Below are 16,822 nucleotides of genomic sequence, written 5' to 3'. Positions count from 1 at the left end.
GGATGTTCAGGACGCCAGTACCGTGCGCAAGCACAGCTGGCCGGCCCCGAGCAGGCCCGCCTGCGATCCGGCGAGCGATGCCTCGATCGCGATGTTTTTCGTGGCGAGCGGGTGGCAGCTTTCGTAGAGCTGCGACCGCACAGCGGCGACATAAGGCTCTAATTGCGAGAGTCCGCCGCCAAGCACCACCACGTCCGGATTGACGAAATTCACGACGATACTGAGGGTCTGCCCCAGGATCCGGCCAGCGGTGCGGACACGCGTTGTGGTGTGCGGATCGCCGTTGATGACTTGCTGGACGATGTCGTTGACGTCCACAGCATCGATTCCGACGGCGGCAAGGTCGCGAATGATGGCGGCCCCGCTGGCGACCGTCTCCAGGCAGCCGCGGTTGCCGCAGGAACACGGGGCATCACCCGCTGCCGGGATCTGCACGTGGGCGATGTCTCCGGCGGCACCGGTGGCGCCCCGGTAGACCTGTCCGTCAATGATGAGCCCACAGCCGATCGCCGCGCCCGCTTTGAGGAACAGCGTGTTCTGCCGCACTTTGGAATCCGGCGTTTCCCGTTGACGGAGCGTGTGCTCCCCTAGAGCCATCATGTTGGCGTCATTGTCGATGACGGCCAAAGTCCCGAATTCCTCGGCAAGCCACTCCCGCACTTTGAATTCGTGCCAGCCGCGCATCCTGGAGGGCGAATCCAGCGCACCCGAGGCAAAGTCGACCGGTCCGGGCAAGGACATCCCCACGCCGCGCAGCGGAGGATCGACGGCCGGATCGGTCAGGGCACGCATCATCGCCGCGGCCTGCGGCAGGACCACTTCGGGGCCGTCGTTGATGTCGATGGTCCTGAGTTCGGACGCCAGCAGATTGCCTGAAAGGTTGAGTCGGCCCACCCATGTGTGGTGCGCGCCCAGATCGGCGGCCAAGATGAATCCTGCGTCGGGCACCAGTTCCAGGAGGGTGGGTCTCCGCCCGCCTGTCGCCGAACCGGATCCGCTTTCGCTGATAAGCCCGGCTTCCATCAGCTCGTTCACCTTGATGGTGATGGTGGATGGGGCAAGGTTCAAGGTGCGGGCAAGATCTGCGCGCGACGTCGCCCGGCCACTGGCGATCATGGACAGGATGCTGGAAGAGTATTCCGTCAGCGCGATGTCGCGGGGACCGGTTCTTTTCACTGTCTTGGCGTAGGACGGCTTGTAACCCAAATCAATCCCTCCAGGGGCTCGGTGTCTGCCGCCCGCCGGTGGGCTGCTCTTTGCAGAGTAGCCGACGGGCCTGCACGGCACCCCCGATCAGTCCGGCGAGAGGGCCGAAGTGCGCAGACCGGAGCAGCGGACGTCGGTGGAAACTCAGGATGGACTCCAGCCGGGCAGCCACCGGCAAGAGGAGCGCGTCTCCAGCGTTGGACAGCCCGCCGCCGAAGATGACGGCCTGCGGTGCCAGCAGCGCAACGCTTTGCGCGATGGCCAACGCGAGCCCGTCAAAGGCCTGGTTTAGGACTCCGACGGCGGCCGGGTCACCTGCTTCTGCGGCCGCCATGACTTCCTTGGCGCCTTCAACCGGGACACCGGAGACTGACGCATAGTTGCGTGCGATGGCGGATGCCGAGGACATCGTCTGAAGACACCCGGACGCGCCGCACGTACACGGCATGGCCACAGTGCTCGCAAGGGGTTCCATGCGGGCGTGGCCGATTTCCCCCGCGTACCCGTCGCCGTCGTAGACTTCGCCGTCCAGGATGACCGCGCTGGCAATCCCTGTGCCGATGACCATCACCAGGGCGTTCCGCAGCCCTTTCGCGGCGCCCAGCCTGTGCTCCGCCAGCCCGGCCATCTGGACATCGTTGCCGAGCACCACGGGAAGTCCGGTCCTCGCCTTCAGTGCCGCCGAGACCGCGAAGTCGCTCCACCCTAGATTCACGGCCGAGACCACCATGCCGGCATGTGCATCCACAATGCCCGGCGCGTTCACCGCGATGGCTCGCGGCCGCTCTGCCACGGGCTTGGATTGATAGGTGGCGACGAGGCCGGAGAGTTGGTCCAGGAACTCCTCCTGCGAACCTCTGGCCGTCGGCGTGGTTCCGCGATGGGTGAACCGGCCGTTTTCATCCACGTCGCCGAACTTGAGGTCGGTTCCGCCGACGTCGAAAACCAGGACCGGCGCTCCACGTCCCAGAAGCAGCGACGCCAGTGGAGGACTGGTGGTTTGTACGCTCGACCGCATTTCAGCCTTTCACCGCACCAGCGACGAGGCCCTGGGCCATCTTCTTCTGGACGATGACAAAGAGAATGATCACCGGCAGCGCCATGAGGGTGGAGCCGGCCATGATTCCGCCCCAGTCCGTGGCTTGGTTCTGGCCGCTGAAGCCCTGGATCCACAGGGGAAGGGTCTTGCTGTTGTCGCTGCTCAGGAGCACAAGGGCCAACGTGTACTCGTTCCAGGCGGCCAGGAAGGCAAAGATCCCGGAAGCCACCAGTCCCGAGCCGAGCAGGGGGAAGGTCACGCGGAAGAAGGCGCCCATCCGGGAGCACCCGTCGATCATGGCTGACTCCTCGAGCTCTACCGGGACCCCGTCAACGAAGCCCTTGAGCATCCAGATGGTGAAGGGCACGGAGGCCCCGACATACAGCAGGCTGAGTCCAAGCATGGAGTTGAGCAGATGCCAGCTGTCGATCATCTTGTACTGGGAAATGAACATGGCTTCGGCGGGGATCATCTGGATGACGAGCACCGAGATGATGACGATCTTCCGGCCTTTGAAGCGGAAGCGGCTCAGCGCGATGCTCGCGAAGAAGGCGAAGAGCAAGGCGGCTACCACCACAATCATGGCAACACCGAAGCTCATCCGAAGGGCGGACCAGAAGCGGCTGTCGTGGAGCACGGTCTCGTAGTGTGCCCAGGTGAAGTCGAGCGGCAGGAACGACGGCGTCCGCGATTGCAGGGCATCGTCCGTGACGAGCGAATTGTTGACCAACCAGTAGACCGGGAAAATCCACAGGAAGCCGAAGACCAGGCCGGTGATGTTGGCCGCCGAGCGGCGGACGGGGCTGGGTTTGAGGGCCATTCAGACTTCTCCCTGCTTCAGGAATTGGGTGACATAGCGCCAGGTCAGGAGCAAGGTGATCAGCAGCATGATCAGGGCAGTTGCCGAAGCCACACCGTAATCTCCGCCGGACAAGCCCACTTGGTAGACGTAGGTGCCAAGGACGTTGGTCTGCTCGGTGATCCCACCGTTTTTCTGCAGGATGAAGATCTGGGTAAATACGCGCAGGTCCCAGATGATTTCGAGAATCGTGACCAGCAGGAGTACCGGGGCGATCGTTGGAACGGTGATTTCGCGGAATTGTTTCCAGCCGTTGGCGCCGTCGAGGGTGGAGGCCTCCAGCATGGACTCGTCGATCTGGGTAACCGATGCGTAGACCATGAAGACCACCAGCGGGACGCTCATCCAGATGACCAGAATGGCCGCTACGGCGAAGAAGGTCACGGGGTTGGAAAACCAGTTGTATCCAGCCATCCCCTGCAGCCCCAGTCCGGCCAGGCTCCAGTCGACCACACCGGACCTGGAATCGAAGATCCACTGGAACACCTGAAGCGATGACAGCACGGGCATGGCCCACGCGAGCAGCATGGCGGCCTGGACGAAGACGGACACCGCGCGGGAGAGCTTGGTGAGCAAAAGCGCGCCCCCGATTCCGATGGCCATTGTCAATGCGGCGCACACGAGGCAAAAGGCAAGGGACCTACCCAGCGTGAGCCAGAATGCCGAATCGCCGAGCACCCGGATGAAGTTATCCAGTCCGACGAATTCGGCTGGTTTGCCGAACTGCTGTTCAAGGGAAAAGTGCTGGAACGCCATGGTGATTTGGCGTAGCAACGGGTAGCCCATGTCCACCAGGACAATGAGCACCGCGGGAAGCAGAAGGAGATACGGCAGGGGGTTGCGCCGGCGCTTTTTGGGGGCCGCTGGTTCAGGCCGGCCAGGCAGAATCCCGCCCGGCTTTGCACGCGTACTGGTTACCGTCATGGTTTGGGTCCTTTCTGCTTCCCGCCGGGCTTACTTGCTGTTGAGGATCTCGGTCATTTTGGCGTCGGCGGTCTTGGCCAGGCCAAGCGGATCCTTCAGTGCGCCCATGGCCACGAAGAAGTCGTCAACCACCTTGGCGCTCTCCACCAATGCCCAGTTCTTAGCCGCCGGGGTTCCCACGGAATTCCTGACCGCCTCAATGGTGACCTTGGACAGCTCGTCCTGCCCGAGGGCTGCCGCATAGTTCAGGTTTCCGGGGACCCAGCCTCCCTCGGTGGCGAAGAATTCCTGGAACGGCTTGCTGAAGATGAGTTTCAGGGCTTCTTTGGCGAGCCCCCGTGCCTTGCTGTTGTTCGAGATGGCTACGTTGGAGCCGCCGGCAAAGGGGTTGCCTACGCCGTCCCTCTTGGGCGAAGGAAAGTTGAAGTACCCGACCTTCCCGGCGTCCAGGAGTTCCTTCTTGATCTTCTTCAGATGGAAGTTGAAGCCGAAGAACATTCCTGCTTCGCCCGTGTTGAAGGCGGTGTATGGCTGGGAACCGATGGTGGAGTCGGTGATCGTTCCAGTGGTGGAGCCCGTCTTCCACAGCTGCTGCAGCTGGGCGATGGCTTTCTGGCTTTCCGGCGAGGACAAGCTGCCTTCCCATTGCCCGTCCTTCTGCACGGCCAGCCGCCCGCCGTTGCTGAAGACCCACGCGAACGCGGATTGGGATGAGATCCCGGGCAGGAACATCCCGGAAAAGTGCGCGTTCTTCTCAGGATTTCCGGCCTGGACTTTCGTTGCGACGGCGGTCAACTCATCAATGGTCTTAGGTATCGCGAGCCCGAGCTGCTGGAACATGTCCTTGCGGTAGAACACAATCCGACTTCCCGCGTAGAACGGAGCGGCGTACATCTTGTTTTCGAAACTGCCGAGCTCCACGAGCGATTTGGTCAGGTTTGCGCCGCCCAGCTCTTCCTTCATGCCGCTCAGATCGGCGAGGGCTCCCACCGCACAGAACGTGGGGGCCTGGGTGTTGCCAAGTTCGATGATGTCCGGCGTCGATTCGGGGCTGGCAAGGGCGGTCTGGAGCTTCGGGACGATGCCGTCCCACTCCTGCTGCTCGATAGTGAGGGTGGATCCTTGGAACTTCTTTTCGAACTCCTGCTTCAGCCAGGCCTGGGCCTTGTCCGAGACGGAGTCCTTCATGAACCAGACCCGCAGCTTTGCCGGGATGGAAAGGCTGTCTGAAGAAGCGGAGCCCGAGGCCTCGCCACATGCTGACAGCAAAGCTGCGGCGCCCAGTGCTCCGCCCAGACCGAGCAATCCACGTCGACTAAGTTCTTTCATCGCTTCCTCCACTTTGAACTCACAGGGTCAAATGACCATGCAGGAAACGAAATCACGGAGGGTTGATGCTTCGGAAGGTGTTGGAACTTAGTTCGGAATCGAAGTTAGTTAGCGTTCAGTTTGGGTGCCTCGGGCGCCGCCCTCAGCTCATCCGTCAGTGCTCGACGCCGGCGGGCTCGTTGGACGCCGGCACTAACCGCGCGTTCAGATTCGGCGCCGGCTCGCCGTCGTCGAACGGGAACATGGGCCGCGCGATCCTTTGGTGACCCAAGCGGTGCAGATCCTGGTCCACGCCGCCCGGGGTGAGCGCCAGCATCCAGTCGGCGGCCATGTCGAAGAGCTCCGGCTCGAGGTAGCCGATCTTGACCACCACAACATCGGCTGAGCGGGCATCTACGCCGTTCCGGAGGAAGTCCGATTCCAGGTGGCAGGGCTTCCGGCGCCGGGTGACGATGACGCGCAGTCCGCCGACGCGTATCACTGCCTCGTCAAGGGCCACGGGGTCACCGTGGGCCAGGTGCTCCACGGTGCCGTCTAGCCTTGCCGGACCGGACTGGGTGGCGTCCACGCGTGCGCCGACGTCCACGGAGATGGAGCCTCCGACGCCGGCCGCAATGCAGGCGTCCAAGGCGGCGGCATCCGGGATGGAGGCATAGATCGCCTGCAGTGTTCCGTCAGCGATCGGAGGGTGTTCAAGGAGCCTCTGCAGGGTCCATGTGACGTCCCCGGCTCCCCCGGCAGTGGGGTTGTCTCCGGAATCGCTGATGAAATACGGGCGCTTCGTACTTGCCTCCGCTGCAGCAAGGCATTCAGCGAGCGACGCCGACGGCGCGACGAAACTGAACTCGTCCCGCCTGTCCCACATCTCGACGGCGAGCCCGCCCGCGTGGTGCGCGACGGCGTCGGCGTCGTCACCGGTGACCATCACCACAGCGCGGTTGCGCGGCTCGTCAGCCCAGGCATAACCGATCCACAATGCAGCGTCGAGCACGCCAGGCCGCTCGGCGATCACGGCCACTTTCTCGTACAGCGACTTGGCTGGTTCCAATCGGGTACTGGTCTTCTCGCCGGGCAGCAGGATGGGGACCGGAACCCAGGCCTTGATGGGGCGCCGTGTGGCCTCCGGCAGTGCCAGTCGCTCCAGCAAGTTCGCTGCCGCACGTTCCTTGGTTTCGAGCCAATCCTCGTGCGGGGCCATGCGGTAGCAACTGGGGATGTCGAGTTGGTGCGCCAAAGTCCAGGAAACGTTGCCGTGCAGGTCCATGCCGCTGGACACCAGCACATCCGGGCCAAGCAGACCGCGCAAAGCCAGGAGCAAATCACCTTCGGGATCGTCGACGCCATCGACGCTCATGGCACCGTGGATGTCGAAGTACAGCCCGTCCACCGGGCCCTCGTCCAAGGCATCCGCCACGGCTGAGAGGATTGTCAGTTTCATTTCGGCGTAATCCGCGGAAGGAACGGCCCCGCCCGGGATGGAGCGGAAATGGACGAGCGGTAGCCAATCCGCCGCTTCGCGCACCGGGTGGCCGGGGGCGAAAAACGGGTACTGGTCCAAGATCTCTTGACCGTCACGCCGGACGAAGTCCTCCATGCGGGTCCGGGCGGGCGAATAGGTACTAGCTTCGAGTGCGATTCCGGTGATGAGGATCCGGGGCTTCAATTCCGTCATGCAAGCCACCATATTGAGGTTGGGTGCGGAGCCGCGAGGGTCCAGGCGCCAGCTGCGAAAGTTCAATGCCGAATGAAGTTCAGGCCACTCTTTTCGCACGGAATCCTGCATAACGTGGGCTCGCAAGCGACGGCAAGCGGCACCCAGCGGGACGAACAGAAGAGGATCGAACAATGCAGATAGGGCTAAGCACGTACAGTCTGGCAGGAGCCTTGGCCAACGGACGGGTGAGCCTCTTGGACCTTCCGGCCTGGGCGGTGACGCACGGTGCCAGCCATCTCGAAGTGGCCGAAGCGGGACTGGGCGTGGACCTTTCCTCAGACCAGGCGGCGGCCGAAGGACTGCGGGAACGTGCAGGGGAATCGGGCATTGCCTTGGTCAACTATGTGGTTGGCGCGGACTTCCTCGGCAATGACGAGGCTGAAGAAATCGAACGGGTGAAGACCCATTTGGACACAGCCCACCGGCTGGGGATCAGCCGCTTCCGGCACGATGTTGTGCCGTGGGSCTGGCGCCCCGCTTCCTACACCGAATACCGCGATGCCTTGGAGAGAGTGGTTCCAGCGTCCCGGGAGCTGGCCGACTATGCGGCGGGCTTGGGCATCACCACGAGCGTTGAAAACCATGGCATGGCGTTCAACGTCAGCGAGCGGCTCCTGCAATTGGTGCACGCTGTGGACCGTGAAAACTTCAAGATCACCTTGGACATCGGCAACTTCCTGTGCGTCGATGAACTGCCGGAATCGGCCGTCGCCAAACTGCTCCCGTATGCGTCAGTGGTCCATCTCAAGGATTTCTACAGCCGGAAGCGAAGCCCCGGCGAAGGTTGGCTGCGAACGTTGGCAGGCGATTACATCCAAGGCTCAGTGCTCGGATTCGGCGATATGGACCTGCCGCGGATCCTGCGCCTCATCAAGGACTTTGGGTTCAGCGGACCATGCTCCGTGGAATACGAGGGCCGCGAGGACAGCCTCACAGCTGTCCCGGAATCGCTGCGCAACGCCGCCGCCCTATGGGAGGGCTGCTGAATGGGGGCGCTGAACGTAGGCGTCATCGGACTGGGAACGATCTCCGAGCTGCATCTGGACGCATACCGGGATTCGCCATCGGCGCACCTCCTGGCCGTCTGCGACATCGATGCCTCGCGCGCCGGGAGCCGCGCTGCCGAATACGGTGCAGTCAAGGTCTTCACCGACTACGCGGAGCTCTTGGCGGATCCGGAGATCGACGCCGTCAGCATCTGCACGCGCAACGACACCCACGCAGAGATCGTGATTGCCGCGCTCGAGGCCGGCAAGCATGTGCTGATTGAGAAACCCATGACGGCCTCGCTGGAACAGGCCCTGGCCGTAGTTGCCGCCGCCCAGCGGAGTACCGCCTCGCTGCAGGTGGCCTACGTGCGCCGCTTCTCGCCCAACGCCGAAGTGCTCAAGCGCTTCATCGACGCCGGAGACCTGGGCCAGATCTACTACGCCAAGGCCACGTGCCTGCGCAGGGTAGGCAATCCCGGTGGCTGGTTCGCCGACAAAGCACTGTCCGGCGGAGGGCCGCTGATCGATCTGGGTGTCCATTTCATCGACATTTGCTGGTGGCTCATGGGCTGCCCTTCCGTGGCCTCGGTTTCCGGGACCGTTTTCCACAAGATCGGCGCCCGGAACAATATCGCCAACTTCAGCCGGTATCTGTCCGCCGATTTCGATCCGGCACGGCAGCCGGTGGACCCCGTGGAGGACCTTGCCACAGCGCTGATCAAATTCAGCAACGGTGCCGTAATGCACTTCGACACGAGTTACTCGATGCACGGCACGGATGAAACCAGGGTCCAGGTCTTTGGAGACAAAGGCGGGGCCCAACTGGAGCCGGCCTTGGAAATCTTCACCGAGCAGCACGACACGCTGCTGGACATTACGCCTGTGCTCGATTCGCCCACCTTCAGCAACGTGGCCTACCGCAACGAGGTGGAACAGTTCCTGGCCACTGCCCGGGGCGAGGCGCCCGAGGCCGCGCCCGCAGCCCACGGCCTTGAACTCATCAAGATCATCTCAGCGATCTACGAGTCCGGCCGGACAGGACGCGAGGTGGTGCTGTAGCGGATCAGGCCGGACGCCCGGCGTCGTGCCCGGCGTTGCGAGGGACGTCCCGCTCGACGTCGCGGTGCAGGTCCCTGTCTAGCCCGTGGCCATTGGCGAGCTGCGCGAGCAGCTCGCCAAGTTGCGTGATCTGTTCGTCTGTCAGCGGGGCCAGGAGCTCCATTTCATGCTGTTCAGCGATCCCGCGTAGTTCACGCAATACACGCTTGCCGGCCTCCGTGAGGTGGAGTTCATAGTTCCGCCGGTCCGTGCTGCTCCGCATTCTCTCCACCAGCCCGCGTTCCTGCAGGGAATCAATGAGTGAAACCACGCGGCTAGGGACGGCACCCAGCCTGTCCGCAAGCGAGCGCTGGCTCAACCCCGGCGAGCGCCCGAGCAGACGGATGACACCGGCGTCGCTCGGGGTGAGGCCGATCTCCCGGGTGCGGTCGGCAAAGCGGGACGACGCCACGGCGCCAAGCTGCGACAAGAGAAAGGCGGTCCGTTTCGGCCGGCCCGGCGTGGCTGAATCCATGGATTCAGAATACATGCTTGACAGAACAATTCTAGAGGTGAACCATTTCAATAGTGACGCAATTACGAAGGTTCAGCCACTACGAGAAAGGTTCAGCCATGAGTAGTCGTTCGATTCCCGATGAAGGCCATCCCGCGCGGTCAGGCGGTCCACACCCGGGCGTTCTTGCCCTCGTCAGCCTGGGCATTTTCCTCGCCAGCCTCGTCACGTCCGCAATCCTCACAAGCGGCCAAACGTTCGTCTCGCCCTTCGCGCCCGAGGGGCAAGTGGCCGCGTTCTTCCAGCAGAACATCGCCGCAACGCGCCTCGGTGGCATGCTCCAATTCGGCTCAGCCGTGCCGTTGGGGATCTATGCCGCCACGGTCTACGCCCGGCAGCTCCGGCTCGGCGTGCGCGTCCCCGGACCGGCCATTGGCTTCTTTGGCGGCGTCAGCGCAGCCATCTTCCTCATGTTCTCGGGTTCTGTGACCTGGCTGCTGAGCCGGCCCGAAATCACCACGAATGTCACACTCACCCATGCACTCGCTTTTCTCGCGTTCATCACCGGAGGGGTGGGCTTCGTCGTCGGGATCGGTCTCCTGGTGGCGGGTATCGCGGTCCCTGCCCTGATCCTGCGCTTCATGCCCCGCTGGCTGGCCTGGACCGGCCTCGTCATCGCTGCCCTGTCCGAGTTGAGCTTCCTGTCGATGGCGATCGAGCCCCTGCAGTTCCTCCTGCCGATCGGGCGGTTCGGTGGCCTCCTCTGGCTCGTAACAGCCGGTTTCCTGCTGCCGCGAACCCGGGCGGCCGCGAACCAGGAGCCCCGCGCACACGCGCCTCACGCAAGCCGGGAACGGCCATGACGACGGCGGATCCCACCCGGCCGCTATCCGGCAAGGTCGCGCTCGTCACCGGAGCCAGCCGTGGTATCGGCGCGGAGATCGCAGCCGCCCTTGCCAGCGCCGGCGCAACCGTTGTTCTTGCCTCCCGTGACAGCTCGGGCTTATCCGAGAGGGTCGCCGCCATCGCGGCGGCTGGCGGGAGTGCCGTGGCAATACCCGTAGATGTGGGCAGCCGGGACTCCGTGAAAGCCTTGCTGACCCAGATCCGGGACCGCTTCGGCATGCTCGACGCTGCGGTCAACAACGCAGCGGGCGGCGGACGGACGCCGGCGCCTTTGGCCGAGTGGTCCAGCGAGGAGTTCGACAGCGCCATCGCGGTGAACCTGCGCGGAGTCTTCCTCTGCCTGAAATATGAAATAGAGCTCATGCTGGCAAGCGGAAGCGGCGGGGCGATCGTGAACATGTCCTCCACAGCCGGCGAACAAGGCGTCTCTGGCATGAGCGGCTACGTGGCGAGCAAATTCGGCGTCGGCGGCCTGACCCGGGTGGCTGCACTCGATTACGCCTCCGAGGGTATCCGGGTCAACGCGATCGCTCCCGGCCCCATCCTCACCGAGCGACTTGCAGGAGCGGGACAGGCCGCCCAGGACCGCGTCGCTGCCGCCGTTCCGCTGGGCCGGATCGGCACGGCCGCCGATATCGCTGCAGCGGCCCTCTGGCTTTGCTCGGAGCAGTCGTCGTTCGTCACCGGAACCGTTCTCGCCGTCGACGGCGGCCGGCTGGCGGGAACGCCCGCATTCAACACAAGCAGAGGTTCAACGCAAGCAGAAAGGGAAGCCCGACATGAGTGAACCGCACTCCGATATCGAAGAGCTCAGCCTTCGCTGGGCAAGCGCCGAACGGAACAATGACGCTACGGCGCTGGACACGCTGCTGGCAGAAGACTTCACGGCCGTCGGTCCCCTTGGATTCGTCCTCACACGAGTCCAGTGGCTCGATCGTTACCGCGACTCGGCCTTCGTGAACGGACAGCTCGAGTGGACCATCAACGGCGTTCGCAGCTACGGCGACTCGGCCGTCGTCATTGGGATCCAGAACCAAACGGCCGCCTACCGTGGACATCCTTCCAATGGCCGGTTCCGCGTTACGCAGATCATGATCCGGCGGGACGAGCGGTGGCAGCTCGCAGGACTGCACCTGTCACCCATTGCGCAGCCTGAGGCGCTTGCCCGGTAGGGCAATTGTTGGATCCGCGGGCCTGGCCTATCCGGACCCGCTCCAGACCCTCCGCCACCACGGCTGTTTGGCGGCACGCTCCTGGTGAGATGCTTCCTCGGCCGCCGCGGCGGCTGCCTCAGTAGCCGCCGCCCGACGCTCGCGCCAGCGTTCCAGCTCGACGCCGACGTCGCGGGTCTTCGTAATCACCGGCGGTCCGCCCTGGAGCTGGCGCCGTGCGTCAATGACGCGTGCGTTGAAATCCTCCACCAGCTCCCGGACCTGCTGCTCTGAGTACAGCGCATCGAGCTTGGCATCCAATTCGGCGTCCTCGGTGCGGAGCAGAATGGCCTTCGGCCCTAGGCCGCTGAGATGCTCACGTTGAATGAGGCCCTTGACCCACCAATCGGGATCGTAGCGCTCCCCCAGCCCCGGGATCGGCTTGCCTGAGTACTTCAGGTTGTCGAACTTCCCCTGAGCCATGGCTTCGCGGATCAAATACTCAACCCGCGCGGCGTCGTCTACCTTCTTGCGCTTCTGCCGCTCTTCTTCCTCGGCGGCCTCAAGTTCGGCTTCTTCCTGTGCCGTCATGCCAGTAGCGCGCACATTTCGCAGTTCCATGGCACGTTCCATCCGGCGCCTGAACGCACTGTTCTCGCCGTTCACGGTTCTTCACCGCCCTCGTTCGCGGAAATCCAGGATCTGAATCCAAGTATTCCGCAAACGCGATGCTGAGCGGACGGCCGAAACAAGACTGCTCTGGCCACTCCCAGTGCACCTCATTACGCTGACTGGTAACAGCTAGGTCAGGAAGAGGGTCACCATGGACGAACAGGGCATTCTCCACCGCATCCAATCGCTCGTCGAGGAAGAGCGCGAGCTCCGGGAAAAAGCAGAGGCGGCGCCGCCTGGCCCTGGGCACGCCCCTGACCGCGTAAGGCTGGAGCGCATTGAGCAGGACTTGGATCAGTGCTGGGATCTCTTACGGCAACGGCGCGCAAAGAGGCAGTACGGGGAGAACCCGAACGAGGCCAAACCACGGCCCCCAAAACAGGTGGAGGGCTACACCGGCTGAAGCCACAAGGAACGCAGGACGACGACGGCGGGAGGCTCCCGCCGTCGTCGTCCTGCGCTAGAAGGGCCCTCTACACTGCCGACCGTCCGCGTTCAGCGGATAACTGTTGGGCGCGGATACTCAGGTAGATGCCTGTGTGGTCCAGCTCGCCAAGCCCCTGCGAGACCATTTTCTGGAATGCACCACGGACGCTCTTGGAAACCGCGAGATCCAGTCCGGCTTCTGCCGCGATCTCCGCAATGAAGGTCAAGTCCTTTAATTGGTTCTTGGCAGATCCGCCGCCCTCGAAATCGGCGTCGATCCAGCGTTGGCCCTTCTGCCGCAGGACTTCGGAGTTGGCCAGGCCTCCCGCAAGGATTGACTGTACGTTTCCAAGATCCAGTGCAGAAGCCTCAGCCAGCGCCATGGCCTCCGAGAGTGCCGTTACTGTTGCGGCCACGACGATTTGGTTGCAGGCTTTGACGATGGAGCCGGTGCCCGTTTCCCCGAACCGCAAAACGGTGGAACTGTAGAGCCCGAAGAGCGGCCCGAGACCCTCAACGATGTCCAAAGGGCCGCCAACCATAATGCTCAGCCGCCCCTCTTCGGCGCCGATGGTACCGCCACTGAGCGGAGCGTCCATGACGGTTACCCCATGGACCTCCCGGCATGCAGCGGCGAACGCCGCGACGGCAACAGGGGACACCGTGCCGTGGACCACCAGAACCGGGTTGTCGATTCTGGCCGCCTTCCACCCTGCAAGGAGGCCCTCGGGTCCGTGAAGCAGTTCCTCTACCTGGGGAAGATCGGGCAGCACCGTCAGCACCACCTCGCTGGCGGCTTCCGCAGGGGAGGCTACGGCTTGCCCTCCGGGAATCGCCTTGGCCTTGTGGGCCGTACGGTTCCACAGTTTCAGTGGCACGCCGGCAGCGATGATGTTCCTTGCTATCGGGGCCCCCATCGGGCCAGTGCCCAGCAAAGCGACTGACGGGGGAACAACTGGCGATTCAACGCTAATTTTCTGTGCCATGGCTTAGAACGGGATCAGTCCGGCCACGGCGGGCAGGAACGTACTGAACCACGGCACCGCTGCGAGCACCAGAAGTCCGACGAGGAGTGCAAGCAGATATGGCCAGAAGTGCTTGAGGCTGTTTTCCACGGTCTCCCGCGCGGTAGCACAAGCGACGTAGAAGCCCACTCCGGCCGGAGGAGCGAACGAGCCGATGCCCATGGAAATGATGAGCACCATCGCGTACTGCACGGGATTGACGCCGAAGTCGGTGGCGATCGGAAGCAGCAACGGGGCGAAGATCAGCACGGCCGGCAGGCCCTCGAGCAACTGGCCCATGATGACGAGCAGGATGATGGTGAACAGCATGAAGAGGATCGGGGAATCTCCGAGTCCTGACATGAGGTCATGGATCTGCTGGGAGACGCCGGCAAGGGCAAGGGTCTGGGCGAGCGGAGAGGCGGCAGCGATGATGAAGAGCACCATGCCCGCCGTCGTCGTCGTTTCCCGCAGGGTGTCACCTAGCAGCCGCTTGCTGCCCCGGCGGTAGGCGGCCGCCAAGACGAAAGCGTAGGCGACCGCGACGGACGAGACTTCGGTCGGCGTCGCGAACCCGCTCAGGATCCCCACCACCATGCCGACGGGCAGGAGGAGAGTGGGGAGGGCGAAGAACGTAGCCGAGCCGCGCGCCCGCCAGCTTGCCTTCGGACTTGCGACGCCACCTTGTTTGCGTGCGCGCAGGAACACGAGCGCCATGACCACCAGCGCGAGGAATGCGGCAGGCACAAATCCGGCAAGGAACAGCGTGGTGGTCGAAATCGTAGTGATGGAGCCGAGGATGAGCAGCACGATGCTCGGCGGGATGGTTTCACCCATGATGGCCGACGCCGACAGCACGGCAACAACCTCACCGCGCGGATATTTGCGCTCTTCGAGCATGCCGCGCATGGTGGTGCCGACGGCCGCAACGTCGGCGACTTTGGACCCCGAGATGCCGGAGAAAATGTACATGGTCACGACCACCACCTGGAGCAGTCCCCCGCGCAGATGCCCGATGAGCGCATCGACGAGCTTAGCCAAGGGCAGGGTGAGCCCGGCCGAGTTCATGACCGTGCCGGCGAGGATGAAGAAGGGGATCGCCAACAACACGAATCCCTTTGCGCCCGAAGCCATGCCGATCGGGATGGCGCTGACTTCGGAAATTCCTCCGAGGTAGAGGTAGATCCCTGAGGCGAGGGCGAGGACGAAGGCGATAGGGAGTCCGAGGAAGAGCAGGATGAACAGAATGGCCAGCACCGCGCCAAGAAGGACGTTCGGCGAGGCATAGTAGAACAGCGGCGGCGCCAAGAGCACGACGACGACGAGCGCCGCCGCGATGCCGGCAGCTACCAGGACCGCTCGCCGTTGCTGCCGCCAGAGCTTGATGAGCGCGAACCACGCGATGAGAACCATGCCCACTGAGAACGGCATGGAAACCCAGAACACGGGGATCTGGAGGATCGGGGTCTTTTCCTCGATTTGCTGGACGAGCGTGGGGACGAAGAGCGCGAAGGCGCCCGCGCTCATCACGAAGACGAGCCAGTCCACCAGCGCAGCCAGATAGGGCTTCCACCCGGCGGGGAGCCGCATGATGAGGGCCTGCACGGACATATGGGCGCCTTTGGGATAGGCGATTGCCCCGCCCATGAAGGCAATGGTCAGAAGCGCGATTTCCGAAACTTCCTGGGTCCAAAGAACCGAATCGCCAGTAACAACGCGGACCGTGATGTTCAGAAGGATGACGACGAGCTCGGCGAGAATCGCGGCGCCCACAATCCACTCCAAGGCTCGGTCCAGCCAGATCGCGCCGCTCCAGCCCGAGGGGACGTGACCCGTGTGCAGGATCTCTTCGGCTTCCGGGGGGAGGACTTCTTCCAGGTCCCGAGAAGTGAGGGTGTGTTCCATTGTGTCCAGACTTTCGACATTGAGAGCGGAATGGTTGTGCGGGGTGTGGCGTGAGTCGGTGGGGGTGGGAGCCCGGGAAGGCTCCCACCCCTTGACGGATTACTTGGCCGGAGTGAACGCGATCGCTTGGTCGAAGAATTCTTTTCCAATGAGCTTCGAGAACTCCGGGTACAGGCTCTTCGAGACGGCTTTGAACTCCTCGATGCTGGCAGCGCTCAGCTCGTTGGCTTTCATGCCTTTGGCCGTCAGCTCGTCCAGTTGCTTCTTGGCCTGCTCCGAGTCGTAGGAGGTTTTGAACGTGGCAGTTTCAGCGGAGGCGTCGGTGAGTGCCTTTTGCTGGTCCGCGCTGAGCGTTCCCCATTTCTTCGACGACAACGCGAGCACCCAGGCATCATTGATGTGGTTGGTCAGCGACACATACTTCTGCACTTCGGAGAACTTGTTGGTCCAGGGCACCTCGATCGGATTCTCCTGGCCGTCGATGGTGCCGGTCTGCAACCCGGTAAAGACTTCTGAGAAGGCCATGGTGGTGGGGCTTGCACCCAGCTTGCCGAAGAAGTCCGTCCACAGTGTGTTGCCTGGGACGCGGATCTTCAGCCCCTTCAGGTCCGAAGGTTGCTGAATAGGACGCACGGAGTTGGTAATTTCACGGCCCGTCCTGGTGAGGAAGCTCAGCGCGACAGTGTCCTTCTTGGCAAGCTTGTCCTTCAGGTCCTGGCCGGGTTTGCCTGCCAGGAACGCGGCCTCTTCAGTGGTGTCCTTGAACAAGTAAGGGATGCTTATCGCGTTCATTTCCGGAACCACTGAGGCGTATACCGACGTTGAAAGGATCAGGGCATCCAGGGAACCGCCCTGCAACCGGGTGACGGCGGCGTTCTGGTCGCCGCTGAAGCTCGTGCCGTTGGGAACGACGGTGACCACCACCGATCCGTTGGACGTCTTCTTTACCTGGTCCGCGAAATGCTGAGCTGACACACCCACGGAGGAGGTGAGCGGATCGGGAATCGACAATTGGATCTTGGCGACCGGTGCGGCCTGGCCGCCATTGGATGCGCCTGAGGCGGCGCATCCAGCGAGGGCAGAGGCGGCGAGGCCGCAGGCTATTACTCCGGTGATGGCGCGTGTCTTGGTGTTCATGCGATGCCT

The 16,822-nt window shown here is 63.2% G+C and carries 17 protein-coding genes; 6 read left to right on the top strand and 11 right to left on the bottom strand.

Annotation, left to right across the window (positions count from 1 at the left end):
- Nucleotides 1-6: 6 nt before the first annotated feature.
- The 6 genes from AC1DLO_RS17835 to AC1DLO_RS17810 form a co-directional block, all read right to left on the bottom strand.
- Nucleotides 7-1,176: an ROK family protein gene (locus tag AC1DLO_RS17835; RefSeq protein WP_476914546.1), complete on the bottom strand. Its 1,170-nt coding sequence runs from the start codon at nt 1,174-1,176 to the stop codon at nt 7-9.
- 31 nt (nt 1,177-1,207) lie between these two features.
- On the bottom strand, nt 1,208-2,224 hold the full coding sequence (locus tag AC1DLO_RS17830) for an ROK family protein (RefSeq protein WP_476891011.1): 1,017 nt from the start codon (nt 2,222-2,224) through the stop codon (nt 1,208-1,210).
- Between the two features lies 1 nt (nt 2,225).
- Entirely contained in the window at nt 2,226-3,065 is an 840-nt protein-coding gene (locus AC1DLO_RS17825; protein ID WP_476891010.1) for a carbohydrate ABC transporter permease, read from the bottom strand.
- Nucleotides 3,066-4,028 carry a carbohydrate ABC transporter permease gene (locus AC1DLO_RS17820; protein ID WP_476891009.1) on the bottom strand — a complete coding sequence of 321 codons (963 nt, stop codon included), beginning with the start codon at nt 4,026-4,028 and terminating at the stop codon, nt 3,066-3,068. It abuts the gene before it with no gap.
- Between the two features lie 30 nt (nt 4,029-4,058).
- Nucleotides 4,059-5,357: an extracellular solute-binding protein gene (locus tag AC1DLO_RS17815; protein ID WP_476891008.1), complete on the bottom strand. Its 1,299-nt coding sequence runs from the start codon at nt 5,355-5,357 to the stop codon at nt 4,059-4,061.
- A 154-nt stretch (nt 5,358-5,511) separates the two neighbouring features.
- Nucleotides 5,512-7,029, bottom strand: a complete 1,518-nt coding sequence (locus tag AC1DLO_RS17810) for a M81 family metallopeptidase (protein WP_476891007.1) — start codon at nt 7,027-7,029, stop codon at nt 5,512-5,514.
- A 173-nt stretch (nt 7,030-7,202) separates the two neighbouring features.
- On the opposite strand from AC1DLO_RS17810, the gene AC1DLO_RS17805 reads away from it, so the two are divergent.
- Both AC1DLO_RS17805 and AC1DLO_RS17800 read left to right on the top strand, forming a co-directional pair.
- Nucleotides 7,203-8,057 carry a sugar phosphate isomerase/epimerase family protein gene (locus AC1DLO_RS17805; RefSeq protein WP_476914545.1) on the top strand — a complete coding sequence of 285 codons (855 nt, stop codon included), beginning with the start codon at nt 7,203-7,205 and terminating at the stop codon, nt 8,055-8,057.
- A complete protein-coding gene (locus AC1DLO_RS17800) occupies nt 8,058-9,119 on the top strand; it encodes a Gfo/Idh/MocA family protein (protein WP_476891005.1) in 1,062 nt (353 codons plus the stop codon). It abuts the gene before it with no gap.
- Nucleotides 9,120-9,123: 4 nt separating this feature from the next.
- Here AC1DLO_RS17800 and AC1DLO_RS17795 read toward each other — a convergent pair whose 3' ends face one another.
- Complete coding sequence (locus AC1DLO_RS17795) at nt 9,124-9,648, bottom strand: MarR family winged helix-turn-helix transcriptional regulator (RefSeq protein WP_476891004.1); 525 nt, start codon at nt 9,646-9,648, stop codon at nt 9,124-9,126.
- 83 nt (nt 9,649-9,731) lie between these two features.
- Here AC1DLO_RS17795 and AC1DLO_RS17790 point away from each other — a divergent pair, with 83 nt between their 5' ends.
- The 3 genes from AC1DLO_RS17790 to AC1DLO_RS17780 are packed head-to-tail and all read left to right on the top strand — an operon-like array spanning nt 9,732 to nt 11,690.
- The gene (locus tag AC1DLO_RS17790; RefSeq protein ID WP_476891003.1) at nt 9,732-10,475 is read left to right on the top strand and encodes a hypothetical protein; all 744 of its coding nucleotides are present in this window, start codon (nt 9,732-9,734) and stop codon (nt 10,473-10,475) included.
- Complete coding sequence (locus AC1DLO_RS17785; RefSeq protein WP_476891002.1) at nt 10,472-11,305, top strand: SDR family NAD(P)-dependent oxidoreductase; 834 nt, start codon at nt 10,472-10,474, stop codon at nt 11,303-11,305. The genes AC1DLO_RS17790 and AC1DLO_RS17785 overlap by 4 nt, the downstream gene beginning before the upstream one ends.
- Nucleotides 11,298-11,690 (top strand): nuclear transport factor 2 family protein, encoded by a 393-nt coding sequence (locus AC1DLO_RS17780; RefSeq protein WP_476891001.1) that lies wholly within the window; start codon nt 11,298-11,300, stop codon nt 11,688-11,690. Before AC1DLO_RS17785 ends, AC1DLO_RS17780 begins: the two co-directional genes overlap by 8 nt.
- A 27-nt stretch (nt 11,691-11,717) precedes the next feature.
- Here the strand turns inward: AC1DLO_RS17780 and AC1DLO_RS17775 are convergent, their stop codons facing one another.
- Nucleotides 11,718-12,290, bottom strand: coding sequence for a DnaJ family domain-containing protein (locus tag AC1DLO_RS17775; RefSeq protein WP_476891000.1), 573 nt, complete (start codon nt 12,288-12,290; stop codon nt 11,718-11,720).
- A 202-nt stretch (nt 12,291-12,492) separates the two neighbouring features.
- Here AC1DLO_RS17775 and AC1DLO_RS17770 point away from each other — a divergent pair, with 202 nt between their 5' ends.
- Entirely contained in the window at nt 12,493-12,744 is a 252-nt protein-coding gene (locus AC1DLO_RS17770) for a DUF2630 family protein (RefSeq protein WP_476890999.1), read from the top strand.
- A 70-nt stretch (nt 12,745-12,814) separates the two neighbouring features.
- On the opposite strand, the gene AC1DLO_RS17765 is transcribed toward AC1DLO_RS17770, so the two are convergent.
- The 3 genes from AC1DLO_RS17765 to AC1DLO_RS17755 all read right to left on the bottom strand — a co-directional run bounded on the left by AC1DLO_RS17765 (nt 12,815) and on the right by AC1DLO_RS17755 (nt 16,813).
- Nucleotides 12,815-13,753, bottom strand: coding sequence for an NAD(P)-dependent oxidoreductase (locus tag AC1DLO_RS17765; protein WP_476890998.1), 939 nt, complete (start codon nt 13,751-13,753; stop codon nt 12,815-12,817).
- Between the two features lie 3 nt (nt 13,754-13,756).
- Nucleotides 13,757-15,676: a TRAP transporter large permease gene (locus AC1DLO_RS17760; RefSeq protein WP_476890997.1), complete on the bottom strand. Its 1,920-nt coding sequence runs from the start codon at nt 15,674-15,676 to the stop codon at nt 13,757-13,759.
- Nucleotides 15,677-15,775: 99 nt separating this feature from the next.
- Nucleotides 15,776-16,813, bottom strand: a complete 1,038-nt coding sequence (locus tag AC1DLO_RS17755; protein WP_476890996.1) for a DctP family TRAP transporter solute-binding subunit — start codon at nt 16,811-16,813, stop codon at nt 15,776-15,778.
- Between the last annotated feature and the right edge of the window lie 9 nt (nt 16,814-16,822).

The organism is Arthrobacter sp. 01T419 (assembly GCF_056398865.1).
This window is presented reverse-complemented; position numbering and strand designations above follow the sequence as displayed.